Consider the following 26,046-nt stretch of genomic DNA (forward strand, 5'->3'; position numbering starts at 1 on the left):
CACCGCGCGCGCGGTGCCGGTTCAGCCTAGGGACGCGCTCCCTCACGCACCGCCCCATCGCCTGCACGCTGAGACTGACGAACCCGCACGCCCCGCGTAGAGTCACAGCCATGAGCGAGGTCATCATCACCGTCCGCGGCGAGCACGACCGCCGGGTTTCCCCCGAGCGTGCCGTCGTGGCGCTGAGCATCACCGTCGAAGGCCCCGACCGCAGCCAGGTCGTCGAGCGCATCGCCGCCCTCGCCGAGCCGGTCACGGCCGACCTGGCCGCCCGCAAGGATGTCGGCGGCGTGGTGGAGTGGTCCAGCAAGCGCGTATCGGTGTGGTCAGAGCGCCCGTGGAATGAGGGCCGGCGACTGGCCCCCGTCTACCACGCGACCGTCGACATGAGCGCGACCTTCGACGATCCCGCTGCCCTGTCCTGGTGGGTGGGCGAGGTCGCCGAACGCGACGGCGTGCAGATCGGCGACGTCATCTGGCAGCTCACCCGCGAGACGCGGGCGTCGGTAGAGCGCGAGGTGGCATCCGAAGCCGTCGGCGTCGCAGTGGAGCGCGCGACCGCCTACGCGTCTGCGCTGGGACTCGTGGCGGTCACGCCGCTCGAAGTCGCCGACGTGGGCCTTCTCGTCGCACGCCCGGAGCCGGCACCGGCATCCGGAATGATGCGGGCGGCGTTCATGACGGATGCCGCGGGGTCGCCGGGCCTGCAGTTTCAGCCCGACGACATCGTCGTGAGCGCGGCGGTCGAAGCGCGGTTCAGCGCCCGCTGAGCCGGGTCACTCGCCGAGGCGGTTGCGGGAGCGCATGGCGCGCTCCGCCTCGCGCTTGTCTTCGCGCTCGCGGATCGTCTGACGCTTCTCGAACTCGCGCTTGCCCTTCGCGACCGCGATCTCGACCTTGGCGCGGCCGTCGGCGAAGTACAGCTTCAGCGGCACCAGGGTGTAGCCGCCCGCCGAGACGGCGTGCGAGATCTTCACGATCTCGTCCTTGTGCAGCAGCAGCTTGCGGGTGCGCTTGGTGGCGTGATTGGTCCAGTGCCCCTGGGAGTACTCCGGGATGTGCACGGAGTCGAGGAAGGCCTCTCCCCCGTCGATGTACGCGTACCCGTCGGTGAGGTTGGCTCGACCCTGCCGCAACGACTTCACTTCGGTACCGGTGAGCACGATGCCCGCCTCGTACGTCTTCTCGATCGCGTAATCGTGGCGCGCGCGACGATTGGTCGCGATGACCTTCTCCCCGCGTTCCCTGGGCATGATCACTCCTCTGGTAGGCCGCGACGGGCGTGCGGCAGCCCACCAGCATAGCGGGTCGTGGCGCGCCCGCCCGGATCCGGCTACGTGCGCAGCCAGCGGCGGATGGCGAAACCGGCGGAAACCGCGGCGAGCACGACTCCGATGATGATCATGACGGGCAGCACGAGTGCGGCATCCCCCATGTCCACCCACGTGGTGATGAATTCGACCCGGCCGCGCAGGTAGTCGTTGACGCCGATCTGCACCCCCGCGATGATCGCCACGCACGCCAGCAGCGATCCGATGAACGCAGCGAACACACCCTCGAGGATGAACGGGGTCTGGATGAACCGGTTGGACGCACCCACGAGGCGCATGATGCCGAGCTCTCGCCGGCGCGCGAACGCCGACAGCCGGATGGTCGTCGCGATCAGCAGCACCGCGGCGATGAGCATGAGCGCCGCGATCCCCACCGCCAGGTAGGTCGCAACCGTCAGGGCGGAGAACAGCGGATCAAGGTACTGCAGCTGATCGGCCACCTCCTCGACGCCCGTCATCCCGCCGAACGCCTCGATGATCACCTCAGACTGCGTCTGGTCGACGAGGTTGATCCAGAAGGTCTGGTTGAGCTGGTCGGGGGTGACGATGCTGGCGTAGTCCTCGCCCAGCAGATCGATGACGTTCTGGTACGCCTCGTCCTGGGTTTCGAAGCGCACATCGCCGATCAGCGGCGTCAGTGCCGCGCTGTCGAGCTTCTCCTGCACCAGCGCCACCTGTTCCTCGGTGGCGACCCCATCGACGCAGGTGGGCGCTTGCGAGTTGCCGGTGCACATGTAGACGGCAACCTGGGCGCGATCGACCCAGTAGTCCTGCATCTTGCCGATCTGCATCTGCATCAGCATGCCGGCGCCCACGAACGTGAGCGAGACGAACGTGACGAGCACGACGGAGATCACCATCGAGACATTGCGGCGCAGGCCCGACAGGGCCTCGCCGAGAATCAGTCCGATTCTCACGAGGTCGGCCCCACTTCGTCGTCGGAGCGACCGCGCAGGCCCAGCCGGTCGGCCAGGCCCAGCTCGTCCAGCTCCACCGGAGGCAGTTCGATCGTCACCGGGTTGGTTCGGGTGGGCGGCTCGGCCGACTCGGCGGCGGGCTGCTCATCGGGAGCGGATGCCGGTTGCGGCACGGGCGCCGCAGGCTGGGCTGATGCCGGCGGCAACGGCGTCACGACCGGTACGGGCGGCAGCGGCGGCGCCGGGACGGCGGGAGTGCCGTTGGTCGATGGGCCGGCGGATACCGCGGTGTCGAGGCGGGTCGTGGCGACGCGGGACACGGTGGCATCCGTCGCCGCCGGGGTCTCGCCATCGGCGGTGCTGATGATCTCGCGCTGCAGTTCGAGCACTGCGGTGAGGGCGGCGACCGCGGCCGCGCCCCTCTCCTCGGCGGGCATGAGGGTCGGGATCGCAGAGATGTCGCCGTAACCGCCGTGGCGCTCATCGCGCACCATCACGCCGCCGCTGAGCTCGATCACCCGCCGCTGCATGGCGTCGACGAAGCCGGCCTCGTGGGTGGCCATCACCACCGTGGTGCCGCCGGCATTGATGCGGGCCAGCAGCTGCATGATGTCGACGGACGTTGCGGGGTCGAGATTTCCGGTGGGCTCGTCGGCCAGCAGCACCTGAGGGCGGTTCACCAGCGCGCGGGCGATCGCGACGCGCTGCTGCTCACCACCGGACAGCTCATGGGGCAGGCGCTTCTGCTTGCCTTCCAGCCCGACCAGTGCGAGCACCTCGGGCACCGCCTGATGGATGAAAGCGCGGGATGAACCGATCACCTGCAGCGTGAACGCGACGTTTTGGAACACCGTCTTGTTCGGCAGTAGCCGGAAGTCCTGGAAGACCGAGCCGATGTGGCGGCGGAAGTAAGGGACCTTGCGGTTGGACAGCGTCCGCAGGTCGCGGCCGAGCACGACCACACGCCCTTCGCTGGGGCTGTCTTCGCGCAGGATCAACCGAAGGCACGAGGACTTACCCGAGCCGGACGCGCCAACGAGGAACACGAACTCGCCGCGCTGCACCTCGAAGTCGACATCGCTGAGTGCGGGTTTGCTCGTGCCGCGATAGCGCTTCGTGACGTTCTCGAACCGGATCATGACCCGTTGAGCCTATGCGGCGCGCCGCGCGGCGCCGCGAGCGACACTCGCGCGTTGCGGCATCCACCGCGGCTCAGGCAGGTTCGAGGGCGCCGCGCACGATCGAGTCGCCGGAGTGCGCAGGGTCGCCGTCGTCGGCCTCTTGCGAGACGTCGACCAGCGTGAAGCGGTCGAGATCCACGCCGGCCGGCACCTCGAAGGTGCCCTCGCTGCCGTCGAGCACCCCGAGGCTCACCAGATCGGAGCCGTCCGCCGCAATCAGCCACACCTCGCGGTGTCCGTCATCCGGGACGGAGGCATCGAGGGTGACCACCACCTGGGTGCGACCGTCGACATCTTCCAGCAACGCCTCGCCCTGCGCGCCCTCATGATCGGGGAACGCGTCGAGCGTCGCCTCGGCGACGATGGTCGGGGACTGGATGCCGGCATCCTGAGCAACCCACACGCCGGCCACCACGGCCGCGACCGCAACCGTGCCGGCCAGCGCGATCGCCAGCGTGAATCGGCGCCGACGACTGCCGCGCGCAACGCGATGTGCACCGGCTCGCGGCCCCGCTGGGGTCGCCGCGAGCGGGGCCAAGGCCGGCGCATCGTCGAGGTGGTCAGCGGGAGAAGCGGACGCGGCCACCGGCGCTGACCCGGTGAAACCCACTTCAGCGCTGATGGCCTGCCACACGCGCGGCGGTGGAGCGAGCAGGGGTTGCGCTGCGAGCGCACCGCGCGCGGCACCGGCCGCTGCGGCGAAGGCCGCCACCTCGTCGGCGCACTCCGGGCACTGCGCGAGGTGATCGAGTTGCTGCGCGTCAGCGGCATCCGTCTCGCCCATCGCGATGAGGGCGGCCAGTTCGGGGTCAAGGTGCGACATCGGCGGCCTCCAATCGTGTGCGCAGTCTGGACAGACTTCTTCGGATGTGACTCTTCACCGTACCCAGCGGCATCGCGAGTCGATCGGCGATCTGCGCGTGGGTGAGGTCGTCATAGAACGCGAGCCTGATGACGCTCTGCGCGTCGGGCTCAAGTTGCTCGATCTCCTGGGCGATCATCAGCGAGTCCTCGACATCGACAGTGACCGCGGCCGGGGCGAGCGCTTCGGACGCCACGGCCTGCTCGAGGCGGGCGGCGCGAGAACGGGCCTCGTGGGCGTCGGCGATGCGGCGACGGGCGATCGAGACGAGCCATCCGCCGAGGTTTCCCCGCTCGGGCGCGAAGGCATCGCGCGAGGTCCAGGCCGAGACGAAGGTGCGCTGGGTGACGTCCTCGGCCTCGGCCAGGTCGCCGAGGGATCGCGCGGCGATCGTGTAGACCAGGCGAGCCCAGCGGTCATACATCGCCTTTAGCGCGTCGGGATCGCCGGCGCGGAACCGGCTGGCAAGCTCGCCCTCGTCGTCGATGAGGCTCTCCTTCCGCGCGTCGCGACCGGCGGCACCCACGAGGCTGGTCATGGTGACGCCCGGGCGACGAGCACCACGTTATCGCTGTAGGTGCGAGTCCGCTCGTCGAATTGACCTCCGCACGTGATGAGAACCAGGCTGCGAGGACCGTTGCGGTCGAACAGCTGGTCGACCGGCAGTTCGGCCCGCGGAATGTATGTGACGCTCTCGACGGTGTAGCCGCTCACCGCTCCCGCGGCGTCCGTGACCTGCACTGTCTGCCCCCGCTGGGCCTCGCGCAGGCGTGCGAGCGGACCGACGCCGTAGACGCGGGAATCCACGTGCGCTGCCAGCACCGTCGAGCCCGCCGCGTCAGCCGGCGCCGGCCCGAACCGGTACCAGCCGGCGACCGCCGGGTCGGCGGGAATCTCCATAGACCCGTCGTCCTGCACCCCGACCGGCACCACGGGCATGTCGATCTGCAGATCCGCAGAGATCAGCTGCTGCGGCTCTGCGCTGCGGGGCTGCACCGGCGGCGGGGTCGCCGGTGAGATCGGAACCTGCACCGCCGGCGCCGGCGTCGGCGGTGGTGTCTCGGGGCGCGCCGCCGCGGAGGACGGGGTGGGGTCCCCGCCCTCCGCGTCGGGGGGTGAGCAGGCCGCGAGGGCCAGCACCGCCGTGACGACCACGGCGATGCCGAGCCCGCGCGACATCGTCATCAGCGCCGCTGGGCGGTCGACCTGCGCACCGCCACAACGGAACCGGCTGCGAGCACGAGCAGCAGGCCGCCGCCCAGCGCTACCGTCCAGATGAGCGGCTGGCTCTCGGCGACCAGGCCCGCGGAGCCGGTGTTCACGCCACCGGGGTTGGAGTGCAGTCCGGTGACCGTCTGCACTGCGAGGGCGAGGTTGCCGTCCTCGGCACTGCCCCACGCGTACGCGATCGTGAGCACGCCCTCCTGCACGTCGACATCGGCCGGGCCGATCACCGGATCGGTGGTTCCCTCCAATGCGACTGCTGCCGACACGACACCGGCGGGAAGGTTGAGGGTCGCCTCTTCGGGGTTGACCAGGCCGGTGACCACCGCAGCGCCGTTCGCGAGGACGTCCACCGCGGGGGCGGCGGCGACATGGCGCACGGTCAGCCGGCCGTCACCGGGAGCGGTCGGCGAGATGTCGTTGGTGAACAGGTTCGCCGTGGGCTCCCCGTCGGCATCCAGGTTCGCCACCGCGGTGTAGCTCTTGCCTGCCTCGAGGGTGAGGGTGATCGGACCGAGCACCGGGGCGGAGGCGTCTGCGGCATCCGTCGCCGTCAGTGCGACCTCGTAGTCGCCTGCCGGGAGGTCGAGCGGGCCGGCAAGACTGCCCGGCTGGAAGTCGTCGAGGGTCAGATCGCCGTTGACGTAGACGTCAACGGGAGTGTCGGGGATGCCGTGCAGCACGGACAGGTCCGCACTGCTGTCCGAGATGGCGTGTGCCGGGGCGAACGCGGCGAAGGCGGCGACGGCGCCGATCACCACGCCCGCTGAGAGTGTCTTACGCACGAGGAACTCCTTCTGTGTGGCGCGACCTTTTCGCGCGTTACAGAGGTATTCCGGGGCAGCGGACCGTTTGGATGCAGGAGGGCGGAGAATTTTCTCAGCCCCGCCCGGCTCAGTCTTCGATCTTGCGCTTGCGCCAGCGGATGCCGGCCGCGATCAGGCCATCGAGGTCGCCGTCGAACACGGCCGCGGGGTTTCCCACCTCGTAGCCGGTGCGCAGGTCCTTGACGAGTTGCTGACCGTAGAGGAAGTACGACCGCATCTGGTCGCCCCAGCTCGCGGTGATCGTGCCGGCGAGCTCCTTCTTCTTGGCATGCTCTTCTTCGCGCTTGAGCAACAGGAGGCGCGTCTGCAGCACCCGCATCGCGACGGCGCGGTTCTGGATCTGGCTCTTCTCGTTCTGCATCGACACGACGATGCCGGTCGGAAGGTGGGTGATGCGCACGGCGGAGTCGGTGGTGTTGACCGACTGGCCGCCGGGGCCCGACGAGCGGAACACGTCGACGCGGATGTCACTCTCGGGGACGTCCACCTCCTTGGCTTCTTCCATCACCGGGATGACCTCGACGGCGGCGAAGCTGGTCTGGCGCTTGTCGGCGGAGCCGAACGGGCTGATGCGCGCCAGGCGGTGGGTGCCGGCCTCGACCGACAGCGTGCCGTAGGCGTAGGGCGCGTCGACCTCGAAGGTCGCCGACTTGATGCCCGCGCCTTCGGCGTAGGAGATGTCGAGCACCTTCACGGGGTACTTGTGGCGCTCGGCCCAGCGCAGGTACATGCGCATGAGCATCTCGGCGAAGTCGGTGGCGTCGTCGCCGCCGGCGCCGGAGCGGATCGTCACGACCGCGCCGCGGTCGTCGTACTCGCCGTCGAGGAGCGTCTGCACCTCCAGCTGGCCGATGACGTCCTGCAGTTCAGCGAGTTCCTTGCGGGCCTCTTCGGCGGAGTCCTCGTCGTCCATCTCGAGGGCGAGCTCGGCGAGCACCTCGAGGTCGTCGAGCTTGCGCTCGATGTCGGTGACGCGTTTGAGCTCCGTCTGACGGTGACTGAGCGCGCTGGTGACCTGCTGCGCCTTGTCGACGTCGTCCCAGAGGTTCGGAGCACCGGCCTCCTCGGAGAGGCGGGCGATCTCGGCGGTCAGCGACTCGACGTCCACCACCGACTCGATATCGGAGAAAGTGGAGCGCAGCGCCTGTATCTCGGCGGAAAGATCGAATTCAAGCATGACAGTTCAGACTAACCTGGATGCCGATGGCTAACGGCGAAGACGAGATCCCCATCGCCCGCGCGCTGTGGCGATTCGCCCCCATGATCTACGGGCCGACCGTGCTGTTCGCGCTCGGTGAGGGCGCGGTGATCCCGTTGCTGCCGATCATCGCTGCCGGGCTCGGCGCCGATCTGCCGACCGCGGCACTGGTGGCATCCGCCCTGGTCGTCGGCCAGTTGTGTGGCAACATCCCCGCCGGATGGGCGGTCGCGCGGCTGGGTGAACGCCTCACCATGACCATCGCCGGCACCGTGGCCATCGGCGGTGTGGCGGGACTGCTCGCCTCCCCCAGCCTGCCGGTGCTGGCGGCATCCGTCTTCCTCATCGGGTTCTGCGCGGCAGCGTTCGGCCTGGCGCGGCACTCGTTCATGACCACGCGGGTGCCGCTGGCGTTCCGGGCGCGGGCGCTGTCGCTGCTGGGGGGAACGTTCCGCCTCGGGATGTTCATCGGCCCGTTCGTGGCCGCAGGTCTGCTCGCGCTGTTCGGCGACCCGCATTCGGCGATCTGGTTCTTCGGCGGGTGCCTCGTGGCCACCGTGCTGCTGGTGCTGCTCGGACCCGACCCTGAGACCGTCGTCATCGTCCCCGGTGCGGACTCACGCGACGCCGAGGACACCGGCGAGGCCGTGACCGGATCCATCCCCGTGCAGCAGCGTGCCGGCGTCTTCCGCACGATGTGGCGAAACCGCGGCGTGCTGTCGCGGCTGGGGCTCGCGGCGGCGTCGCTGTCGGCGATGCGCTCGGCCCGCCAGGTGGTGCTGCCGCTGTGGGGTGTGTCGATCGGGCTGGATGCGCAGACCATCGCGCTCATCGTCGGAATCTCGGGCGCGATCGATTTCGCGCTGTTCTACGCCAGCGGCCAGGTGATGGACCGGTTCGGGCGCCTCTGGGCGGCGCTGCCGGCCATGGTGCTGATGGGCGCGGGGTTCCTCGCCCTGTCCGTCACGCACGATCTGGAGCAGGCGGCGGTGTGGTTCGCGATGTTCGCCGCCGTGCTGGGCGTGGGCAATGGGCTCTCCAGTGGCATCCTGCTGACCCTCGGCGCCGACACCGCGCCGAAGGACGACCCGGCGCCCTATCTCGGATCCTGGCGCACGCTGACGGATGCCGGCGGCGCGGCGGCACCGCTCATCGTCTCGGCCCTCGCGACCTTCTCACTCTCGGTCGCCGCCGGCGCGATGGGAATGCTCGGGCTGCTCGGTGCGTACGCGTTCCTGCGCTGGGTCCCCCGGTTCGTCCCGCGGGAGCGCGCGTGAGCGACGGCGTGGTGCGGTTCTGCCGCAGCCGTAGCAACGACCGCCGGTGCACCCGGCCGCTGGAGCACCCGGGGCTGCACCGGCACCGCACGATCATGTGGTCGGATGCCACTGCCGACCCCGCCCGCTGCGCGGGATCCGGCGAGGTCGGCACCCCCGTCGCCGCCATGCCCGAAGGGTACCCGCACGGCCGCGCGCTGTGCCGTCGGTGCTTCACGTTCGTGCCGCTTGTCGACGAGCGGCTGGCTGAACACGATGCGGCCCCGGCGGACGAGAGCGATGCCGAGATCGCCGCCCGGCGGGCGTGGTTCAACACCCTGGGCTGACGCCTCGCGACCGCGGGCCCTCACGCCTTTGCGCGCCTACCGTACGTCCGCGGTCGAATGCAAACGGTTCCGCCCGCGACGGCCGAGCGGCCAGAATCGCCGGCATGGTCTTCCTCGGATTCCACGCATCGCACGAACAGATCCCGCCCGGCCGGCTCCTGCGCGACGTCGAAGCGGCACAGGCCGCCGGTTTCGACGGCGCGATGTGCTCCGACCACGTCGCGCCCTGGGGCGTGCGGCAGGGCGAGTCGGGCTTCGCGCCAAGTTGGCTCGGCGCTGCCCTTGCTCGCACAGACTTCTCCATCGGCTTCGTCAATGCGCCCGGGCAGCGCTATCACCCCGTGCTCGCCGCCCAGGCGTACGCGACGCTCGAGGAGATGTTCCCCGGGCGCTTCTGGGCCGCGCTCGGCAGCGGCGAGGCGATGAACGAGCACGTCACGGGCGACCCGTGGCCGCCGAAGCCCGAGCGCAACGCGCGGCTCGCCGAGACCGTCTCGGTCATCCGCCGGCTCCTGGCCGGCGAGGAGGTCGATCACGACGGCCTCGTCCGCGTGCACCGCGCGCGGCTGTGGTCGCTGCCCGACGAGCCGCCACCGCTTCTCGCCACCGCGATCAGCCCCGAGACCGCAGGCTGGGCAGCATCATGGGCGGAGGGCCTGGTGACCGCACTGCAGCCCCCCGAGGCGCTCGAGAAGGTGCTCGCCTCATACGACTCCGCCGGCGGCACCGGCCCCCGCGCGCTGCAGGTGCATGTCAGCTGGGCTCCGACGGATGCCGAGGCCCTCTCGATCGCGCGCGATCAGTGGTCCCACGCGATGCTCAGCCCACCCACCATCTGGGACCTCGAGCAGCCCGAGGACTTCGACGCCGCCGCAGGCGACCCGAGCGACCAGCAGATGCGCGACGCGCTGCTGGTCTCGAGCGACCTCGACGAGCTTGCCGGGCGCATCGCCGAGCACGCACGGCTCGGCTTCGACCGCATCTACCTGCACCACGTCGGCCAGGACCAGGCACCGTTCCTGGCTGCGGCGCGCGACCGACTGCTGCCTCGACTGAAGGAACTGCTGTGAGGATCACCGACACGAGCGACCTGTGGTGGAAGTCCGCAGTCGTCTACTGCCTCGACGTCGAGACGTTCCTCGACTCCGACGGTGACGGCGTGGGCGATCTGCAGGGGCTCGCATCCCGCATCGATTACCTCGCCCAACTGGGCGTCACGTGCCTCTGGCTCATGCCGTTCTACCCGACGCCCGACCGCGACGACGGGTACGACGTCACCGATTTCTACGGCGTCGATCCGCGGCTGGGCACGCACGGCGACCTCGTCGAGGTGATCCGCACCGCGCGTGACAGGGGAATGCGCGTGATCGTCGACCTCGTGGTGAACCACACCTCCGACCGGCATCCGTGGTTCCGTTCCGCGAAGCGCAGCACATCGTCGCGCTACCGCGACTTCTATGTCTGGCGATCCGATCCGCCCCCGAAAGGCCAGAAGAACCCGGTCTTCCCCGGCGAGGCCGACGGCATTTGGACGCGCGACGACGCGTCGGGCGAGTGGTACATGCACAGCTTCTATCCGCACCAGCCCGACCTGAACATCGCCAACCCGGCCGTGCGCGACGAGATCGCCAAGACCATCGGGTTCTGGCTGCAACTGGGGATCTCCGGGTTCCGGGTGGATGCGGTGCCGTTCCTGCTGGAAGTGCCCGAGGGTGCCGAGATGGCCAACCCGCACGACATGCTGCGCGACATCCGGCGCTTCCTGCAGCGGCGCTCAAGCGAAGCGGTGCTGCTGGGCGAGGTCAACCTCCCCTATGAGCAGCAGGCGGCGTACTTCGGCGCCGGCAACGACGGCCAGGAATTGACGATGCAGTTCGACTTCGCGGGCATGCAGGCGTTCTACCTGTCGCTCGTCCGGCAGGATCCGACGTCCCTCGCGGCGGCACTCTCGTCGCGCCCGAGCCTGCCGATCGAGGCACAGTGGGCGAACTTCCTGCGCAACCATGACGAGCTCACCCTCGACCAACTGACCGAGGAGGAGCGGCAGGAGGTGTTCGAGGCCTTCGCTCCCGACGAGGGTCAGCGCGTCTACGGGCGCGGCATTACACGGCGCCTGCCTCCGATGCTCGCGGGCGACCCCCGCCGCATCCGGATGGCATACAGCCTGCTGTTCACCCTGCCGGGCACGCCCGTGCTCTTCTACGGCGAGGAGATCGGCATGGGAGAAAACGCCGACCTCGACAAGCGCCACGCCGTGCGCACCCCCATGCAGTGGTCGGCGGAGCGCAACGGGGGGTTCTCGACTGCTCCACCTTCCCGCCTGACCGCGTTGCCGCCCGGCGACGGCTACGCCCCGGTGCACGTCAACGTTGCCGACCAGATCGAAGACCGCGAGTCGCTCCTGCACTTCTTCCGCGACCTGACCTCGCGCTACCGCATCTCCCCCGAGCTCGGGTGGGGCGAGTTCGAGGTCATCGATCACGACGCGCCGGGTGTGCTCGTCCACTCGCTGCGCGCGGATGTCGGCCGCACCGTCGCCGTGCACAACTTCACCGACGTCCCCGCGGCGCTCGCCTTCACCCTCGACGACGAGCCCGACGGCACGACCCTGGTCGACCTTCTCGACTCCGAGCGACTCCCGCTCGACGACCGCAGTGGGATCGAGATGCCCCTCCCCGCCTACGGCTACCGGTGGCTGCGGGTGTCTCGCCCCGGGGACGGCCGGGTGACCTGACACACGTCGGCGACGGATGCCGCGGACTAGGCTCGGCGTGTGTTCGACGATGACCGCCTGAGGGCCATGGCCTATGAGCTGGCCGCCGTGCCCGGGGTCCGCGCCGTCGCGCTCGGAGGAAGTCGCGCACGCGGCACCCACCGCCCCGACTCCGACGTCGACCTGGGCCTGTACGTGACGGCGGACGTCGACCGCGACGGCATCGCTGCGGTCGCCCGCGACTGGATGGGCGCGCCGGTGACGGTCTCGCCGCGCGGCGGGTGGGGTCCCTGGGTCGACAGCGGAGCATGGCTGGTGGTCGACGGCATCCAGGTGGATCTGATCCTGCGCGATGTGGACCGCGTGGCCGAACAGTGCGCGCGTGCGGCACGCGGCGAGTACGCGTTCCATGCGCAGCCGGGGCACCCGCTCGGGTTTCTCGATATCGCGTACGCCGGCGAAGTTGCCACGTGCCAGCCCCTGAGCGATGAGGGCGGGTTGCTGGCGGCGTGGGCTGCGCGCCTCACCCCCTATCCCGCGCCGCTGCGCGACGCGCTGCTGCGCAACCTGTGGCAAGTGGACTTCCTGCTGGATGGTGCGACGAAGGGCGCCAGGCAGGCGGACGCCGGATACGTCGCGCTGTGCGCGTCGACGGCGGCGATGCTCCTCGCTCACGGGTGGCACGCGGCGGCCGGCGTGTGGGTGACCAACGAGAAGGGGCTGATCCCGAATGCCGCCCGCCTCGCGCTGGATTCGCGTGGGTTCAGCGCGCGAGCGGCATCCGTTCTCGGCGCGCTGGGATCAACGTCGGACGAGCTGCAGCGGTCCATTGCGGAACTCCGGGAGCTTCCCCGTCCTTGACAGGCAAGTATTTACTTGCCTACGGTGAGGCCTGTGCCAGACGTTTACAAGGCGATAGCCGACGAGACCAGGCGCGCACTGCTCGACGAGCTGCTGCAGCGCGACGAGCAGACACTGTTCGAACTCTGCTCGAAGCTCGCGATGAACCACGACCTGACGCCCTCGCGCCAAGCCGTCTCGCAGCATCTTGACGTGCTCGAGCAAGCGGGACTCGTGCGCACCGAGCGCCGCGGCCGCTACAAGTTCCACACGATCGACACATCACCGCTGTCGCAGATCTCCCAGCGATGGCCCCCGAGAAAGCAGGCGCAGTGATGAAACTGCAAACCGTGAGCATCTTCGTCGACGACCAACAGCGTGCTCTTGACTTCTACACCTCGCGACTCGGCTTCCACGTCGCCCACGACATCCCACTTGGGGAATATCGCTGGCTGACCGTGGTCGACCCGCACCAGCCCGACGGCACCCAGATCTCGCTCGAGCCGAAGGTGCACCCAGCCGTGGGGCCGTTCACCGATGCCCTCGTGGCCGACGGCATTCCGTTCTGCATCCTCGGCGTCGATGATGTGCAGGCGGAGTACGACCGGCTGACCGCCCTCGGCGAGACGTTCACCCAGCCACCCACCGCTATGGGGCCCGTGACCATCGCGGTGCTCGACGACACCTGTGGCAACCTTCTTCAGCTCGCGCAGCCCACAGGCACCGAGGCGAGGGCGTGACGCGCTAGCTGATCTGCCACCCCGCGGTTAGGACCGCAGCGTCTCCAGGATGCTCGCCACTCGTCGCGATCGGGTTTCGTCGGTCTTGGCGCTTTCCACGGCCTGGGCGTGTGCGCGCTGCTTGCTGTACGAGAGAGTCGACCACGCCTTCGTCGCCGGCTCATCCGACTCGAACGCCGCCGCCAGCGCCGCAGGGACATCGACGGTGCGCGGAGCATCGTCGACCTCAAGGGTCACCTCGACCTCGTCGCCTGCGCCCTTGCCCGTGGCGGCTCGGGTCTCGGAATTGAAGCCGATCAGGAGCTGACCTCCCATGGAGGAGATGGAGTTTCGGTACGAGTAGGCCCCGTCGATCGTGACGACGACGGGCACGCGTTTGCCCTGGCCGAAGCCGAGCACGATCTCCTCTGGGACGACGATGCCCACGTTGTTGCCGCCGGCGGCCCAGAGCGTGGTGTGGAAACTGACCACGGCTACTCCTTTCGTGGATACAAACAGAGACAGCCGACAACGGTGATCGGCTCGTCATTGAACGCCATTGAGCTCATGCTTCACGCCCCACCGCTACGAGGCAAGACTGCAGGACGATGAGCAGCGCGACCGGCCAAGGCGAACGCTTCCACTCGCCGTGCGCCGGTGTCACACTGACGGCGAAAGCGTGTGCGGGAGTGGGATCGCGGAGGTCACCATGAATCGTCGGACCGGTGCGATCATCGTCGCGCTTGTGTGCATCGCGACGCTCACGTCGTGTTCGGACTCGGTCAGCCAACCCCCGGCATCCTCTGCGCCGCCATCGGATTCGGACCTCGAGGCCCAGGGGCTCCGCATCGGGGCGATTCTCGCGCGCACGGGATCGTTCGCCGAGCTCGGAGCCGCGCAGATCGCCGGCGTCCAGGTGGCGATCGACGAGATCAACGCCGGCGGCGGGATTGCGGGTCTCGACGTCGAGGTCGCCGTCAAGGACGCGTCCGACGCCCAGAACCCCGACGTGGCGGCCTCCTCCGCACAGGCACTGATCGAGGACGGAGTTCCGGCAATCATCGGATCGTCCTCTTCCTCCGTGTCTCTGGAGATCATCGACGAGATCAGCGCGGCGGGCATCGTGATGGTGTCGCCGTCGGACACGTTCGCGGGGCTCTCGGGCTCCTCGGGTCTGTTCTTCCGAGTCGTGCCGCCTGACACGGTTCACGGCGATGTACTCGGGAATGTGGTCATCAGCGACGGCGCCAGCAACGTCGCCTTCATCGTCGCCCATGACCCGCACGCGATGGGTTTGCGTGACGCCGCCGCGGCGACCATCTACGACGCCGGCGGGCAGCTGGTGAGCGGCAACTCCGGGCAGGAGTTCGACGCGGGCACGACGACGTTCTCCGCCATCGTCGCCGACGCGCTCTCCAGCGGCCCAGAGGCCGTCGTGGTGCTCGCGTCCCCGGATCGGACGAGAGAGGTTCTCCTGGCCCTCGTGGCGGCGGGCCAGAACATGTCCAAGGTCTACCTCGCGGACAGCAATGTCGTGAATTACGGGGTGGGAGCGGAGGGCCTACCCGCCGGTGCGCTCACGGGCGCTCAGGGAACCCTCCCCGGACAGCCCCCGCCCGACGAATTCGCCGCGCGGATGTCGGCGGTCGACCCCGATCTGACGACAATCTCCTACGGCCCGGAAGCCTACGACGCGACGATGCTCATCTCCCTCGCGGCGCTCGAGGGTGACGGCGTGGATGCCGACACCATCCGGCAGCACCTGAGTTCCGTCTCAGGCGCGGCCGGCGGGACCGAGTGCAGCGGGTGGACGCAGTGCGCGCGCCTGATCGACGAGGGCGAACGCATCGCCTATCGCTCCGTTTCCGGCGCCGGGCCGTTCAACGCGGCGAACGATCCTTCGTCTGCGGTGATCGGGATCTACCAATACAACGCAGAGAACACGCCCGCCGGCCAACGCATCGAGGAAGTGGAGGCACCGCTGCCGTGACCTCGGCGCGCACCCGCCCGCCGATCGCCAGCTCATCGATAGCTGGGCCGAGACCATGACCGGCAGCATCCTGGATGCCGGATGCGGCCCTGGCCACTGGACATCGTCCGCATGGGGCTATCGTCGCCCGGCGCGCGATCGGAGCGCTGGAACCCCCTGCTAGCGTGCGTTCATGCAGGCAAAGGCTGTGACCATCGGTGTCCCCGTTCGTGACCTCGAACGAGCGGTCGACTGGTACCAGAACGCGTTTGAACTCGCGGAACCAGACCTGAGGCCTTTGGACGGGCTCGCGGAGTTCAACCTCGGCTCCTTCTGGCTGCAGTTGGCGTTTGCACCCGAGCTCGCCGGTGTCGACGGCATCTCGGCGAACATCAGCGTCGAGGACGCCAGAGGCGAGCATCGGCGCCTGAACGGGCTGGGCCTGGAGGTCTCACCCATCCAGCGGTTCGAGGGTGTCGTGGAGTTCTTCGAACTCACCGATCTCGACGGCAACAAGATCGGCTTCGTCACCGAACTGAGCTAGGAGTACGCGCGGTGGACGTGCCAGTGGTCCTCGGCTCGATAGACGTCGAACACCCAGCTCTCCCCCGCCGGGTCGGTGGCCTGAAACCGCCAGCCGTACAACCCGCGAATCTCCTCCAGCGGCGCACTCCACACCGACTCTCGCAGCCGGGTCGGGGTGTCGCTCACGCGCCACCGCCGCCCGCCGTAGACCATCCGTGCTGGGACGTCGTTGACCATCCACAGGGTCGTTTCATGTTCGATCGACGTCTCTGCCATAGCGACCAATACTAGAACAGACGTTCGATGCGGACTAGCCTCTGCTCATTGCGAGATCGGCCTGTCTGCTGTGAGCAGAATCGCTTCGCCCGCTGCAGGCCCACGTTCTACGATCGGCCATGGTCGATTTCGCCTTGACCGCAGACGCGGAGAATGAACGCGCCCCGCTGGCCGCCCGCGCGCGACAGCCCGCAGCACCTGGGGCCCCTGTGGCGGCACGTGCTCGGTGATCGCCTGCGCGGTCTGCGACACGAAAGCGGCAAGACGCTCGGCGAGGTCGCCCGTCGCGCCGGAGTCTCGCCCCAGTACCTCTCCGAGATCGAGCGAGGCCTCAAGGAGCCGTCGAGCGAGATGATCGCGGCGGTGATGCGCGCCCTGGGCATCACCCTGGTCGACCTCACACTCGACATCGCGGAGAGTCTCATCGCGGCGCAGCAATCCGTGCAACCGGTGTCGCTGCGGCAGTCCACGGTCGCACTCGCCGCCTGACTCTTCCGAGGAACGGATGCCGCGGCATCCACCCCTCAGCGTCACAGGTCAGGCGACCCCTGCGACAAAAGCGTGCCGAGTGGGAGCTCGAGCGCGACGCCATTGATCGTCGCGAAGGTGACGAGCCCGGCGAGTGCGGCGACGTTGATCACCACAGTGACCCAGAACGCGCGGCGGAACGAGCGTTTGCGGGTCTTGTGCCGGAACAGCTGCTGCGCGATGAGGGCGCCTGGCCAGCCGCAGAAGAGGCCGAGCGCGAGGAGCGTCTGCTCCGAGATCCGATGCCGGTCACCGCGGGCGGCGGCTTTGTCGATCCCGTATGCCGCGAAGGCGACGACGCTCAGGACGCCGTAAAGCGCCGGCATCCACCAGGGAAGGTCGAGCACGGCAAGAGCGACTGCGAATACGAGCACGAACGCGCACAACACAGACCAGCTCAGCGCCGCCGGCAATGGTCGTGAGAGATCGCGGGGGCGATCTGTGGCGGGGCGCGATCGGTCGTATCCGGTGGGCACTCGCCGATCCTAGGCGTCGCCGCGGCATCCACCCCTCAGCGCTGCTTGAGCACGTGATCGATGAGCCCATAGTCGCGTGCCGTGGCGGCGGTGAACACTCGGTCGTGCCCGATCGCGACCGCCGCGCCTACGAGAACTTCGTGCGTGCGGTGTTCACCAGACCGGGCGGGTCGCTCGCCCGGGTGCTGCAGCACGTCACGCGCCTCGACCGCGGGAGCGTGACCCGCGTGATGGTCGAGGCGCGCGTGCCGGTCAGCGCGTTGCCACGGGATCTGACGCCGGAGCAGTGGGCCGCGCTGTGGACGGGGTGTCGAGGATGCTGAGGGCGCGACGCCTATGGAGCGCCGAAGCGATTGTTGCTCTGCCCGCCGACGATGCTGTCGCGAAAGAAGAACCAGACGATTGGTCCGAGCAGCGGGAAGAACAGCGTGATCAGAATCCAGACCGCCTTCGCCGTCTGCGTCATAGCGGAACCCGTAATGCCGACGATGGCGAATACGAATAGAGCGACCGCGCCGGCGAGCAGGAACACCACGATAAGCACCACGACAACGTGCGGGAAGTCCTGACCCATTCCTGCACTATGGCGCAATCGATATTGCAGTGGCAATAAAACTGCTCGGATCCCTCTGCCACGCCATCCCCCGCAATATGCTGACCCGCGTGACAAGCGAGCGCGAGTCGGATGAACGTGAGCACGAGATCGTCGACGAGCTCGTTGAGTACGTCCGCGATCTCGTGGAGACGGCGGCAGCATCGGCCTCGATCGCCGCGATAACGACGCCATCTGGCTCATCACGGTCGAGCCCGGTCATCAGCACGGATGCCCCGCATACGCGCTCGCACTGGATTCCCTTATCGTCGGAACCGGCGAGAACGGTCGCTGGGAGCTTGATTACACGGGCGAAGACCTCGCGCTTGCCAAGCGAATCTTCGCCGCGGCAGCGGCGGGCCGGGTCTCAGAGACATTCGGCTTCGCTCGATCGCAGGTGGTCGTCACGTTCGAAGACGGCGACACCCTGCAATCAACGGTCTACAACGGTTGCCAGGCAGTACTGGTCCCACGACCGGGTTGGCGCAGATGGGGAAAGCGAGTCCAGTATGCGCCGTACGTCTGAGCGTACGGTCGGGACCACTATTTGCGCGCGGACGCACCATGGCAATCTGCGTAGGGGGGGCGGCGAGGCGTTCCGCCCCTGACGTGCTTGCTGCGGTACTTCTGCTCAGCGTGCTCGCTGGCTCCGCGACAACCTCCGGGGCAACGGGCGCGGCATCTCGTGTGAGCGAGAGGACGCGAATACACGCTAAGTTGCCGCCATGACGGCGTGGATTAATGATCACGGACAGCTACTCAGTCGAGTCGCGCTCGTCGCAGTCATCATTGCCGTGTTCGCGCCGCTAGTTGCATTTCTCTGTGGGATTCCGAACCTGGTCGGCGGAGTCCCGCACCCAGCGGTGAACCCGATGCAGGTCGCGCTAGTTGTCAGCGGCATCTTCGCGATCATCGGCTTCGCTGTTGGATTGGCCGTGTGGATTCTGCGCACTCCCGGCTACGAACTCGGTATGGCAGCGGTGCTCGTTCTCGGCGCGTTCATCGTCATGTTCGGAGGCATCGCGCTTACCGGCTTGCTGATGTCCGTGGCGCACAGTCCGCGACTGTAGCGAGTCACTATCACCTGCGCCGGCACGGCGCGGCTCAGCATGCCGAAGAGCACCGCCGCAGCCGCGCGAAGACCGGATCTTCTCGGACGCAGCGCCCGGACCGGACTCTCACAACAGCGCATTTCGGCTGGTCGCCGTCGCCTCCAGCGGCACCCCGTCGGGGACGAACAGTGTCAGGATCGGTGGATGCCACACGGTCGCGACCGTGACGCGCGCGGAGACACCGTCGGGGGTCCCCGCCGACACCAGCGAGGCAGTACCGGCGGCACCAACGATGTCGGCGGCCTGGTCGTAGACACCCGTATCGGTCAGATCCGCGGTCGGCTCCCCCGCCTCGACTGTGAGCGTGAACCCGTCCGCTCCGGCGAGCGCAGCGGCATCCGCCACCGACTCCAGACGCTTCTGCGCCAGGTACAGGCTCGTCGCGTCGACGCACACCAGGATCAGCACGATCGCCAGCAGCGCGTACCCGAGCGACAGCAGCAGGATGCTGCCCTCTTCGTCGTTCGGCCGGCGCGACCGGCGCGTCACTGTGAACCCCAGAATCGCGAGACCTTCTGCACGGACGCCGCCTCGACGGGGATGCTGGCTATGTGATCGAGCCCCAGCAACGGTGGCACGAGCGGCAGAGTCACGCGCGTCGCTACGGTGACATGCAACGTCGCCCCCGACGTCGGACACTCCGATCCCGCTGGCGTGCAGGTGATGGCGACCTCCACGGCATCCGAAGCCAGACCGTACTCGGCCACGACGGAGGCGAGGATGGCCTCGGTTCGCGCGGCGGCGGTCGCGGCATCCGGAGCCGTCGCCACGGCGCGGGCGATATGCCGGGCGCCGGATTCCGCGCCGAGCGTCTGCCCCTGTACGGCGCCGAGGGCGAGGATCAGGTAGACCAGCGGCACGAGCAGGATCACGCCCATGAGGATGAACTCCAGCGCGGCAGCGCCCTCGTCGCCGCGGGACAAGCGGTCACTCCAGGCTTTCAGCCGGGGCATGCGCACTCACCTCCAATGCGCGTGGGGCGCCGAGCAGACCGAGCAGCGGCAGGGTCGCCTTAACCGTCACCTGCACCGCGTCGTGCCCGAGGTGAGTCGTCTCCACCACCTCCACCGTCTCGGCGAACTGGCCGCCGACACTGCGGTTGATGATCGTCCGCGTGCGGTCGACACCGTCGGCGAGCGTCGTGTCGGCGAGCGCGGCATGGAACGCGCCCTCCACCGCGGCATCGTGCACCACGTTGCGCACGTACACCGCGAGACCGAACTGCAGCACCGCCAGAGTGAGGACCGTCAGCAGTGCTCCCACGAGAACGAATTCGACCGGACTCGACCCCTGGTCGTCCTGCGCAGCTAAAGTCCGGAGACGCTCTGAATGGCTTGCTCGAACAAGCCGGCAAGCGCGGGACCGGCCACGGCCCAGATCACCACCACCAGTCCCGCCGTCATGAGCGTCACCAGCACCCAGCCGGGTACGTCTCCTCGTTCGTCGTCGCGCAGCCCACCCCACGCCGTGCGTAGCCGTACCGCCACTCGTTCCCTCTGTTCGCGGAACATCACCGCCCCCTTCCGACCGCACGCGGTCACCCGAATCCGACTCGAAGCATGAACACACCCGGAAAAATCGCGAACAGCACCGACATCGGCAGGATCAGGAACACCAGTGGCAGGAGCATCAGGATTTCCTTGCGCCCGGCCTGTTCGATCAGCACCCGCTTGGCGTCTTCCCGCGTATCGGTCGCCTGAGCCTGCAGCACCTGCGCGAGCGGCGCTCCCCGGTCCAGCGCCGCGACGAGATGATCGATGCTGCGCGTCAGCGCGGGAATGTCGAGGTCGCGGGCCAGGCTCTGGAGGGCGTCGGGCAGCGGCGCTCCCGTGCCCACCGCAACCACCACCCGCCGCAGCTCGCCCGGCAACTCCCCCGAGCCGACATCACCCACCCGGCGCAGCGCGTCGAGCACACCCTCCCCCGCCGCCAGGCACAGGGACAGGAACTCCAGCACCGTGGGCAGTTCCTCCTGCGCCCGCGTCACCCGCGCCCGCGCGGCACTGCTCAGCCGCATGTCGCATAACACTGCCGCGGCCACTGCGGCGATCGGTGGCAGCAGCACGGAACCAACCCAGAACCGACCGGCAACGGCGAGCGCCACCACGGCCAGCGCGCCGATGCCGAGACCACCCAGAACCCAGCCGAGTTGGCGGCCCCGGAACTGCGCGGCATCCATGTCCCACGCGGCCTGCCGCAGGCGCCGGGAGATCACCGCCGAGCCGCCGAGAGCGGCGGCGAGCCGGTCGCGCCAGGCCCGCCATGCACCCGAGACATCGAGCGTCGGCGCGCCCAGCGGCGTGAGGCCGAGGGGGTCCGCGGCGTCACGCAGATAGGGGGCGATGCGGTCGGCTAGGCGGGGCGCGCGCCACCGCGGCATCCGCGTCACCACCAGCGCGAGTCCCAGCGCCAGTCCGCCCCCGAGCACCATCGCCAGGGCGAGCTCCGTGATGCCGCTCATCCGAACCACCGCCGGGGCTCCGGGAGGCGACCGATGCGCACCATGATTCGGTAGGCGATGACCGACACCGCGGCACCCACCAGCACGACCACGACGCCTTCGGCGCTGCCGTACGCCCGCGCACCCTCCGGCCGCAGCGCCAGGAGACCCAGGATCACCCACGGCGCGACGACGCCGAGCACCGCCGCCCCGCGGATCCACGACTGCCGCGCCTCCACCTCCGCGCGCAGCGACGCGTCAGCCCGGACCGAGCTCGACAGCGCACGCAGCACGGTAGGAAGCTCCGTTCCGCCTACCTGCCGGGTCATCCGCAGCGTTTCGATGATCCGATCCGCCACCGGGTCGGCGAGGCTGTGCTTGAGGCGCATCACCGCCGAATCGAAGTGTCCCGACGCGTTGAGGTCGCGCGCGAACACCGCGAATGCGGGGCGCAGTTCGGCCGGTGCCGACTGCGCCAGGCTCGACACGGCGTCGGGGAGCGACATGCCCGCCCGCACCGACGCGATCAGCAGATCGCACACGTCGGGCCACAGCCCCCGGCGACTGCGCAGTCGCCGGGATCCCCGGGATCGCAGCCACGCGTACGGCGCCACCGCACCGGCCACACCGGCGACGAAGGCGAGAGCGGGAAGCGCGGTGAACAGCCAGACCACGGATGCCGCAACCAGGCCCAGCAGAACCGTCGCTGCCGCGAACACCCGCGCACGGGTGCGCGCGAACCCGGCCGCGGCGAGCAAGCGATCGACGCTTCCGGTGGTGACCGGTCGCGCCCGCTCGGCGCCGGAGGGCCACAGCCAGGGCGAGAGGACCAGGAGGATCCCGGCCGCCAGGATTCCGCCCCAGACGAAGGTCACACGTCGCCCGCTCGGTACAGGGGCTGCGCCTCGACGAATCCGTCGACGACGCGACCGGTCGGAGCGGCGATCTCGGCGATGCGGCGGTGGCCGGATGGCTCGCGTTCACAGTGCACGACGAGGTGGACGGATGCCGCGACAGCGGGCAGCACGAACCCCGGGTCGATGTTGCGCCCCGCCAGCAGCGGCAGCGCGGCGAGCTTGGCCAGTGCCTCCTGCGCGGAGTTCGCGTGGATGCTGGCCGCGCCCGGAACGCCGGTGTTGAGCGCGAGCAGCAGGTCGAGCGCTTCTGCATCGCGAACTTCCCCGACCACGAGCCGGTCGGGGCGCATCCGCAGCGCCTCCTTCACGAGGCGGCGGAGGGTCACCTCCCCGGTGCCCTCCAGACTCGGCTGCCGTCCTTGGAGCCCGACGATGTCTTCGGCATCCACTGCCAGCTCGAACGTCTCCTCCACCGTCACGATGCGCTGGTCGGGCGGGCAGGCGGCGATCAGTGCGCCGAGCAGCGTGGTCTTGCCGGTATGGGTCGCTCCCGACACCAGCACACTGCGGCCGGCTGTCATGGCGCCGCGCAGCATGTCGGCGGCGCGCTGGGTGAGCGAACCTGCGGCGACCAGCCGGTCGAGGTCGCGGTACATCGGCAGGAACCGTCGGATGTTGACGGTCCAGTGCTTGCGCGTGATGTCCGGGATGACGACGTGCAATCGCGACCCGTCGGGCAGCGACGCGTCGACGAACGGCTGGCTCAGATCCACGCGGCGACCGGTGGCGTGCAGCATCCGCTCGACCAGATCGCGCACCCCGCTGTCGGTGAGGGCGAGCGGCAGCCGCTCGGCGCGCCCATCACGGGCGATGAAGATGCGGTCGGGCGCGTTGATCCAGACCTCCTCGACCGTCGGATCATCGAAGTACGCCTGCAGCGGCCCGAACCCCGAGACCGCGGCGAGCACATCCCGCACGCAGGCACCCTCGTCATCGACGGTGACGAGCCCCCGGGCGAGCGCGAAGTCATTGTGCCGGCGCACCTCGGCCAGCGCGATGTCGGCGGCCACCTCCGCGACGCGGGCGGGTTCGATCTGCTCGGCGCGCAGCCGGTCCCGCACGCGCTCGGTGACCGCCGCGGTCACATGCGCGGCACCCGTCGGCGCGAAGGCGAGGCTCACCCGCGCATCCTCCCAACGTCGCGGCGGGCGCGTCGGGATTTATCCACAACAGGGCGGATGCCACAGGCGGGGCATCCGCCCTGTTGCACCATCCCGACCACCCCGCAAGCCCCAAGCGCCTGGGGCCGAGCGCTCGTATCGTGCGAGGACAACGCCGTACAGGAGGACAGTCATGACCCGTTTCGGATACACCCTGATGACCGAGCAGAGCGGCCCCCGCCAGCTCGTCGACTACGCCGTCAAGGCGGAAGCAGCCGGCTTCGACTTTCTCGTGTCGAGCGACCACTACTCGCCGTGGCTCACGACCCAGGGGCACTCGTCCTACGCGTGGAGCGTGCTGGGCGCCGTCGCCTATGCGACCTCCCGCGTGGAGATGATGACGTACATCACCTGCCCGACCATGAGGTACCACCCGGCCGTGGTCGCGCAGAAGGCCGCGACGCTCCAGCTGCTCTCCGAGGGGCGCTTCACGCTGGGCCTCGGCTCGGGCGAGAACCTCAACGAGCACGTGGTCGGTGAAGGCTGGCCCGCAGTGACCGTGCGTCAGGACATGCTCGTCGAGGCGATGGAGATCATCCGCGAGCTGCACACCGGAAACCTGGTCACCTACGACGGCCAGTACTTCCGCGTCGACTCCGCCCGCATCTGGGACTGCCCCGACGGCGGGGTGCCGCTGGGCGTCGCCGTCTCCGGCGAGAAGTCGATCGAGCGCTTCGCCGAACTCGGAGACCACCTCATCGCCGTGGACCCCGACCCGGAGCTGATCAAGGGGTGGGATGCCGCCCACCCGGCGGAATCCCGCAAGATCGGACAGATCCCCATCTGCTGGGACCCCGACGGTGACGCCGCCATCGCGCGTGCACACGACCAGTTCCGGTGGTTCGCCGGCGGGTGGGCGGTCAACGCCGACCTGCCAACACCGGCCGGGTTCGCGGGGGCGACCCAGTTCGTGCGGCCCGAAGACGTGGCCGAATCGATCGTCTGCGGTCCCGACCTCAATGCGCTCGCCGAGAGCGTGCAGCCGTACATCGACGCCGGTTTCACCGACGTCGCGCTCATTCAGGTCGGCGACGAGCAGCAGGACCGCTTCGTCTCGGAGATCGCCGAGCCACTGCTGGAGAAGCTGCGCGCGCTCTGACGATCCGCCCCGGGACGGGATTCTCGCTCTGGACCGCATCACACCGGCGCGGGATGATGACGACATGTCCAAACGCCGCTCCGAGCCCAGCCCTTCGCCCGTCTCCCGCCCGACCATCCCCTGGTCGCAGCCCGGCATCCTGGTCGGCGTCGACGGATCCGAGCCGTCGCACGCCGCGCTGAGCTACGCCGCAGACCTCGCACGCAAGCTCGGGCTCCCCCTGCACGTTCTGGCTGCCTGGGACAACCCGTCGCTGCTGTGGGGCGACCCGTACACCTACTTCGGTGAACCCGAGGTGGACTTCGAAGCCAACGCCAAGCAGCTGGTCAACGCTGAAATTGCGCGGGTCTTTCCCGACGAGGTCCCCGACTGGGTCACCGCGGCAGCGTGGCCAGGCAGCGCCGCGCGAACACTCATCGACGCCTCAGCGGATGCCGAGATGCTCGTCGTCGGCAGTCGCGGTCTTGGTGGCTTCACCGGGCTGCTGCTGGGCTCAGTGAGCAGCGCGTGCGCGTCCCATGCGCATTGCCCGGTGGTCGTCGTGCGCGACCGCGATCACGTGGCCGACCCCGGTGCGGCTACAGGACGGTCCTGACACATTTTGCACGGCGACGAGCCGGGCGGGAAAAACCCCACCGGAGCACCATGAGTGCATGGGCACAACCCGCCGCACCCCTTCGTTCGACCTGACGCCGTGCTGAGCATCGAGCAGGCGCTCGTCGTTCAAGGCGACGCAGCGGCCCACAAGGTCGCGGGGCTCCGCACCCCGGCACGCTTCGTCGTTGCGGGCATGCTCGCCGGCGCCTACCTCGGCATCGGCGTGGTGCTCATGATCAGCGCCGCCGGCCCCCTCACCGCTGCCGGGTCGGGCGCGGGCAAACTCGTCAGCGGCGCCGTCTTCGGCGCGGCGCTGACCCTCGTGCTGTTCGCGGGCGGGGAGCTTGCCACCTCCAGCATGATGACGCTCCCGCAGGGCGTGCTGATGCGCGTGGTGCGCCCGGTGCGCGCGCTCGTCGCGCTGCTGGTCACGTTCGCGGCGAACATGGGCGGCGCCGTGGCCTTCTCGGCTCTTATCGCCGGCGCCGGCGTGCTGCACAGCAACCCCGGTGCTGAGGCGATGCTGGGCGACATTCTCGCCGCGAAGGCACACGAGCTTCCGATGGAGCTGTTCCTGCGCGGCATCCTGTGCAACGTGCTGGTGTGCCTGGCGATCTGGATGTGCGCCCGGCTCACTTCGGATGGCCCGAAGATCGCGGTCATCTTGCTGGCGATCCTCGCGTTCGTCGCCTCCGGCTTCGAGCACGTGGTCGCGAACATGACCACCTACTCACTCGGCATGATGACCGGCGTCGAGCACGCCACGTGGGAGCACTTCGGCGCGAACATGCTGTGGGTGGGCCTGGGCAACCTCGTCGGCGGTGCGCTGCTGGTGGGCGTCGCGTACTGGTTCATCGGCGGCTCGCCGCGCCGCGCTGTGGTCGCCGACGTGGCAGCTGGTGCGGAGAGGATCCCCGCCGCCGAGAGCCACTGAGATCGT

The 26,046-nt window shown here is 69.1% G+C and carries 35 protein-coding genes; 16 read left to right on the forward strand and 19 right to left on the reverse strand.

The genetic code is table 11. The features are described from left to right. Positions 1-110: 110 nt before the first annotated feature. Entirely contained in the window at positions 111-770 is a 660-nt protein-coding gene (locus QNO11_RS08645) for an SIMPL domain-containing protein (protein ID WP_257508667.1), read from the forward strand. A gap of 6 nt (positions 771-776) precedes the next feature. On the opposite strand, the gene smpB is transcribed toward QNO11_RS08645, so the two are convergent. The 8 genes from smpB to prfB form a co-directional block, all read right to left on the reverse strand. Continuing rightward, positions 777-1,253, reverse strand: coding sequence for an SsrA-binding protein SmpB (gene smpB, locus QNO11_RS08650; RefSeq protein ID WP_257508666.1), 477 nt, complete (start codon positions 1,251-1,253; stop codon positions 777-779). Between the two features lie 80 nt (positions 1,254-1,333). Then, a complete protein-coding gene (ftsX, locus tag QNO11_RS08655) occupies positions 1,334-2,248 on the reverse strand; it encodes a permease-like cell division protein FtsX (RefSeq protein WP_257508665.1) in 915 nt (304 codons plus the stop codon). After that, positions 2,245-3,387 carry a cell division ATP-binding protein FtsE gene (gene ftsE / locus QNO11_RS08660; protein WP_257508664.1) on the reverse strand — a complete coding sequence of 381 codons (1,143 nt, stop codon included), beginning with the start codon at positions 3,385-3,387 and terminating at the stop codon, positions 2,245-2,247. Before ftsE ends, ftsX begins: the two co-directional genes overlap by 4 nt. 73 nt (positions 3,388-3,460) lie before the next feature. Continuing rightward, entirely contained in the window at positions 3,461-4,252 is a 792-nt protein-coding gene (locus tag QNO11_RS08665; protein ID WP_257508663.1) for an anti-sigma factor, read from the reverse strand. Then, positions 4,239-4,829, reverse strand: a complete 591-nt coding sequence (locus tag QNO11_RS08670; RefSeq protein ID WP_257508662.1) for an RNA polymerase sigma factor — start codon at positions 4,827-4,829, stop codon at positions 4,239-4,241. Before QNO11_RS08670 ends, QNO11_RS08665 begins: the two co-directional genes overlap by 14 nt. Then, complete coding sequence (locus QNO11_RS08675; protein ID WP_257508661.1) at positions 4,826-5,476, reverse strand: class F sortase; 651 nt, start codon at positions 5,474-5,476, stop codon at positions 4,826-4,828. Before QNO11_RS08675 ends, QNO11_RS08670 begins: the two co-directional genes overlap by 4 nt. After that, positions 5,476-6,300, reverse strand: a complete 825-nt coding sequence (locus tag QNO11_RS08680) for a DUF4397 domain-containing protein (protein WP_257508660.1) — start codon at positions 6,298-6,300, stop codon at positions 5,476-5,478. Before QNO11_RS08680 ends, QNO11_RS08675 begins: the two co-directional genes overlap by 1 nt. A 109-nt stretch (positions 6,301-6,409) precedes the next feature. After that, complete coding sequence (prfB, locus tag QNO11_RS08685) at positions 6,410-7,519, reverse strand: peptide chain release factor 2 (protein ID WP_257508659.1); 1,110 nt, start codon at positions 7,517-7,519, stop codon at positions 6,410-6,412. Between the two features lie 26 nt (positions 7,520-7,545). Here prfB and QNO11_RS08690 point away from each other — a divergent pair, with 26 nt between their 5' ends. The 7 genes from QNO11_RS08690 to QNO11_RS08720 all read left to right on the forward strand — a co-directional run bounded on the left by QNO11_RS08690 (position 7,546) and on the right by QNO11_RS08720 (position 13,436). After that, positions 7,546-8,817 carry an MFS transporter gene (locus QNO11_RS08690; RefSeq protein WP_257508773.1) on the forward strand — a complete coding sequence of 424 codons (1,272 nt, stop codon included), beginning with the start codon at positions 7,546-7,548 and terminating at the stop codon, positions 8,815-8,817. After that, entirely contained in the window at positions 8,814-9,143 is a 330-nt protein-coding gene (locus QNO11_RS08695; RefSeq protein WP_257508658.1) for a hypothetical protein, read from the forward strand. Before QNO11_RS08690 ends, QNO11_RS08695 begins: the two co-directional genes overlap by 4 nt. A 104-nt stretch (positions 9,144-9,247) precedes the next feature. Then, positions 9,248-10,213 carry a TIGR03885 family FMN-dependent LLM class oxidoreductase gene (locus tag QNO11_RS08700; protein ID WP_257508657.1) on the forward strand — a complete coding sequence of 322 codons (966 nt, stop codon included), beginning with the start codon at positions 9,248-9,250 and terminating at the stop codon, positions 10,211-10,213. Then, the gene (locus QNO11_RS08705; protein WP_257508656.1) at positions 10,210-11,877 is read left to right on the forward strand and encodes an alpha-amylase family protein; all 1,668 of its coding nucleotides are present in this window, start codon (positions 10,210-10,212) and stop codon (positions 11,875-11,877) included. The genes QNO11_RS08700 and QNO11_RS08705 overlap by 4 nt, the downstream gene beginning before the upstream one ends. 39 nt (positions 11,878-11,916) lie before the next feature. Then, entirely contained in the window at positions 11,917-12,717 is an 801-nt protein-coding gene (locus QNO11_RS08710; RefSeq protein WP_257508655.1) for a nucleotidyltransferase domain-containing protein, read from the forward strand. A 33-nt stretch (positions 12,718-12,750) separates the two neighbouring features. Beyond that, complete coding sequence (locus tag QNO11_RS08715) at positions 12,751-13,032, forward strand: ArsR/SmtB family transcription factor (protein WP_257508654.1); 282 nt, start codon at positions 12,751-12,753, stop codon at positions 13,030-13,032. Then, positions 13,032-13,436 (forward strand): VOC family protein, encoded by a 405-nt coding sequence (locus QNO11_RS08720; protein ID WP_257508653.1) that lies wholly within the window; start codon positions 13,032-13,034, stop codon positions 13,434-13,436. The genes QNO11_RS08715 and QNO11_RS08720 overlap by 1 nt, the downstream gene beginning before the upstream one ends. 27 nt (positions 13,437-13,463) lie before the next feature. Here the strand turns inward: QNO11_RS08720 and QNO11_RS08725 are convergent, their stop codons facing one another. After that, entirely contained in the window at positions 13,464-13,907 is a 444-nt protein-coding gene (locus tag QNO11_RS08725; RefSeq protein WP_257508652.1) for a YdeI/OmpD-associated family protein, read from the reverse strand. Between the two features lie 217 nt (positions 13,908-14,124). Here QNO11_RS08725 and QNO11_RS08730 point away from each other — a divergent pair, with 217 nt between their 5' ends. Together QNO11_RS08730 and QNO11_RS08735 are read left to right on the forward strand one after the other, a co-directional pair. Then, positions 14,125-15,405 (forward strand): ABC transporter substrate-binding protein, encoded by a 1,281-nt coding sequence (locus QNO11_RS08730; protein WP_257508651.1) that lies wholly within the window; start codon positions 14,125-14,127, stop codon positions 15,403-15,405. Between the two features lie 172 nt (positions 15,406-15,577). Further along, on the forward strand, positions 15,578-15,928 hold the full coding sequence (locus QNO11_RS08735) for a VOC family protein (RefSeq protein ID WP_257508650.1): 351 nt from the start codon (positions 15,578-15,580) through the stop codon (positions 15,926-15,928). Here QNO11_RS08735 and QNO11_RS08740 read toward each other — a convergent pair. Next, a complete protein-coding gene (locus tag QNO11_RS08740; RefSeq protein ID WP_257508649.1) occupies positions 15,925-16,185 on the reverse strand; it encodes a hypothetical protein in 261 nt (86 codons plus the stop codon). The genes QNO11_RS08735 and QNO11_RS08740 overlap by 4 nt on opposite strands. A 153-nt stretch (positions 16,186-16,338) precedes the next feature. Here QNO11_RS08740 and QNO11_RS08745 point away from each other — a divergent pair, with 153 nt between their 5' ends. Then, positions 16,339-16,674, forward strand: a complete 336-nt coding sequence (locus tag QNO11_RS08745; RefSeq protein WP_257508648.1) for a helix-turn-helix domain-containing protein — start codon at positions 16,339-16,341, stop codon at positions 16,672-16,674. A gap of 41 nt (positions 16,675-16,715) precedes the next feature. Here QNO11_RS08745 and QNO11_RS08750 read toward each other — a convergent pair whose 3' ends face one another. Further along, positions 16,716-17,060 carry a DUF1294 domain-containing protein gene (locus QNO11_RS08750; protein WP_257508647.1) on the reverse strand — a complete coding sequence of 115 codons (345 nt, stop codon included), beginning with the start codon at positions 17,058-17,060 and terminating at the stop codon, positions 16,716-16,718. 233 nt (positions 17,061-17,293) lie between these two features. On the opposite strand from QNO11_RS08750, the gene QNO11_RS08755 reads away from it, so the two are divergent. Then, positions 17,294-17,512: a hypothetical protein gene (locus tag QNO11_RS08755; RefSeq protein ID WP_257508646.1), complete on the forward strand. Its 219-nt coding sequence runs from the start codon at positions 17,294-17,296 to the stop codon at positions 17,510-17,512. Positions 17,513-17,523: 11 nt separating this feature from the next. Here the strand turns inward: QNO11_RS08755 and QNO11_RS08760 are convergent, their stop codons facing one another. After that, the gene (locus QNO11_RS08760) at positions 17,524-17,763 is read right to left on the reverse strand and encodes a PLD nuclease N-terminal domain-containing protein (protein WP_257508645.1); all 240 of its coding nucleotides are present in this window, start codon (positions 17,761-17,763) and stop codon (positions 17,524-17,526) included. A gap of 743 nt (positions 17,764-18,506) precedes the next feature. Between QNO11_RS08760 and QNO11_RS08765 the strand changes: the two genes are divergently transcribed. Further along, positions 18,507-18,851, forward strand: a complete 345-nt coding sequence (locus tag QNO11_RS08765) for a hypothetical protein (RefSeq protein WP_257508644.1) — start codon at positions 18,507-18,509, stop codon at positions 18,849-18,851. 108 nt (positions 18,852-18,959) lie between these two features. Here the strand turns inward: QNO11_RS08765 and QNO11_RS08770 are convergent, their stop codons facing one another. The 7 genes from QNO11_RS08770 to QNO11_RS08800 are packed head-to-tail and all read right to left on the reverse strand — an operon-like array spanning position 18,960 to position 23,371. Beyond that, the gene (locus QNO11_RS08770; RefSeq protein WP_257508643.1) at positions 18,960-19,382 is read right to left on the reverse strand and encodes a pilus assembly protein TadG-related protein; all 423 of its coding nucleotides are present in this window, start codon (positions 19,380-19,382) and stop codon (positions 18,960-18,962) included. After that, positions 19,379-19,846, reverse strand: a complete 468-nt coding sequence (locus tag QNO11_RS08775; RefSeq protein ID WP_257508642.1) for a TadE family protein — start codon at positions 19,844-19,846, stop codon at positions 19,379-19,381. Before QNO11_RS08775 ends, QNO11_RS08770 begins: the two co-directional genes overlap by 4 nt. Further along, on the reverse strand, positions 19,821-20,156 hold the full coding sequence (locus QNO11_RS08780) for a TadE/TadG family type IV pilus assembly protein (protein WP_374113808.1): 336 nt from the start codon (positions 20,154-20,156) through the stop codon (positions 19,821-19,823). Before QNO11_RS08780 ends, QNO11_RS08775 begins: the two co-directional genes overlap by 26 nt. Positions 20,157-20,200: 44 nt before the next feature. Continuing rightward, on the reverse strand, positions 20,201-20,404 hold the full coding sequence (locus QNO11_RS08785) for a hypothetical protein (RefSeq protein ID WP_257508641.1): 204 nt from the start codon (positions 20,402-20,404) through the stop codon (positions 20,201-20,203). Between the two features lie 26 nt (positions 20,405-20,430). Beyond that, positions 20,431-21,354: a type II secretion system F family protein gene (locus tag QNO11_RS08790; RefSeq protein WP_257508640.1), complete on the reverse strand. Its 924-nt coding sequence runs from the start codon at positions 21,352-21,354 to the stop codon at positions 20,431-20,433. Further along, a complete protein-coding gene (locus QNO11_RS08795) occupies positions 21,351-22,208 on the reverse strand; it encodes a type II secretion system F family protein (protein ID WP_257508639.1) in 858 nt (285 codons plus the stop codon). The genes QNO11_RS08790 and QNO11_RS08795 overlap by 4 nt, the downstream gene beginning before the upstream one ends. Continuing rightward, positions 22,205-23,371 (reverse strand): TadA family conjugal transfer-associated ATPase, encoded by a 1,167-nt coding sequence (locus QNO11_RS08800; protein WP_257508638.1) that lies wholly within the window; start codon positions 23,369-23,371, stop codon positions 22,205-22,207. The genes QNO11_RS08795 and QNO11_RS08800 overlap by 4 nt, the downstream gene beginning before the upstream one ends. Positions 23,372-23,543: 172 nt before the next feature. Here QNO11_RS08800 and QNO11_RS08805 point away from each other — a divergent pair, with 172 nt between their 5' ends. The 3 genes from QNO11_RS08805 (at position 23,544) to QNO11_RS08815 (ending at position 26,040) form a co-directional block, all read left to right on the forward strand. Further along, positions 23,544-24,509 (forward strand): LLM class F420-dependent oxidoreductase, encoded by a 966-nt coding sequence (locus QNO11_RS08805; protein WP_257508637.1) that lies wholly within the window; start codon positions 23,544-23,546, stop codon positions 24,507-24,509. A gap of 64 nt (positions 24,510-24,573) precedes the next feature. After that, positions 24,574-25,104, forward strand: a complete 531-nt coding sequence (locus tag QNO11_RS08810; protein WP_257508636.1) for a universal stress protein — start codon at positions 24,574-24,576, stop codon at positions 25,102-25,104. A 99-nt stretch (positions 25,105-25,203) separates the two neighbouring features. Beyond that, entirely contained in the window at positions 25,204-26,040 is an 837-nt protein-coding gene (locus tag QNO11_RS08815; protein WP_257508635.1) for a formate/nitrite transporter family protein, read from the forward strand. Positions 26,041-26,046: the final 6 nt, after the last annotated feature.

Origin of the sequence: Microbacterium sp. zg-B96, assembly GCF_030246865.1 — a bacterium.
In the GTDB taxonomy this organism is placed as follows: Bacteria; Actinomycetota; Actinomycetes; order Actinomycetales; family Microbacteriaceae; genus Microbacterium.

Coding starts and splice junctions, on each gene's coding strand:
- QNO11_RS08645 (WP_257508667.1), top strand. CDS start 111: ATGAGCGAGGTCATCATCACCGTCCGCGGCGAGCACGACCGCCGGGTT.
- smpB (WP_257508666.1), bottom strand. CDS start 1,253: ATGCCCAGGGAACGCGGGGAGAAGGTCATCGCGACCAATCGTCGCGCG.
- ftsE (WP_257508664.1), bottom strand. CDS start 3,387: ATGATCCGGTTCGAGAACGTCACGAAGCGCTATCGCGGCACGAGCAAA.
- QNO11_RS08665 (WP_257508663.1), bottom strand. CDS start 4,252: ATGTCGCACCTTGACCCCGAACTGGCCGCCCTCATCGCGATGGGCGAG.
- QNO11_RS08670 (WP_257508662.1), bottom strand. CDS start 4,829: ATGACCAGCCTCGTGGGTGCCGCCGGTCGCGACGCGCGGAAGGAGAGC.
- QNO11_RS08675 (WP_257508661.1), bottom strand. CDS start 5,476: ATGACGATGTCGCGCGGGCTCGGCATCGCCGTGGTCGTCACGGCGGTG.
- prfB (WP_257508659.1), bottom strand. CDS start 7,519: ATGCTTGAATTCGATCTTTCCGCCGAGATACAGGCGCTGCGCTCCACT.
- QNO11_RS08690 (WP_257508773.1), top strand. CDS start 7,546: ATGGCTAACGGCGAAGACGAGATCCCCATCGCCCGCGCGCTGTGGCGA.
- QNO11_RS08700 (WP_257508657.1), top strand. CDS start 9,248: ATGGTCTTCCTCGGATTCCACGCATCGCACGAACAGATCCCGCCCGGC.
- QNO11_RS08720 (WP_257508653.1), top strand. CDS start 13,032: ATGAAACTGCAAACCGTGAGCATCTTCGTCGACGACCAACAGCGTGCT.
- QNO11_RS08730 (WP_257508651.1), top strand. CDS start 14,125: ATGAATCGTCGGACCGGTGCGATCATCGTCGCGCTTGTGTGCATCGCG.
- QNO11_RS08735 (WP_257508650.1), top strand. CDS start 15,578: ATGCAGGCAAAGGCTGTGACCATCGGTGTCCCCGTTCGTGACCTCGAA.
- QNO11_RS08740 (WP_257508649.1), bottom strand. CDS start 16,185: ATGGCAGAGACGTCGATCGAACATGAAACGACCCTGTGGATGGTCAAC.
- QNO11_RS08745 (WP_257508648.1), top strand. CDS start 16,339: ATGAACGCGCCCCGCTGGCCGCCCGCGCGCGACAGCCCGCAGCACCTG.
- QNO11_RS08760 (WP_257508645.1), bottom strand. CDS start 17,763: ATGGGTCAGGACTTCCCGCACGTTGTCGTGGTGCTTATCGTGGTGTTC.
- QNO11_RS08765 (WP_257508644.1), top strand. CDS start 18,507: ATGACGGCGTGGATTAATGATCACGGACAGCTACTCAGTCGAGTCGCG.
- QNO11_RS08775 (WP_257508642.1), bottom strand. CDS start 19,846: ATGCCCCGGCTGAAAGCCTGGAGTGACCGCTTGTCCCGCGGCGACGAG.
- QNO11_RS08785 (WP_257508641.1), bottom strand. CDS start 20,404: ATGTTCCGCGAACAGAGGGAACGAGTGGCGGTACGGCTACGCACGGCG.
- QNO11_RS08790 (WP_257508640.1), bottom strand. CDS start 21,354: ATGAGCGGCATCACGGAGCTCGCCCTGGCGATGGTGCTCGGGGGCGGA.
- QNO11_RS08805 (WP_257508637.1), top strand. CDS start 23,544: ATGACCCGTTTCGGATACACCCTGATGACCGAGCAGAGCGGCCCCCGC.
- QNO11_RS08810 (WP_257508636.1), top strand. CDS start 24,574: ATGTCCAAACGCCGCTCCGAGCCCAGCCCTTCGCCCGTCTCCCGCCCG.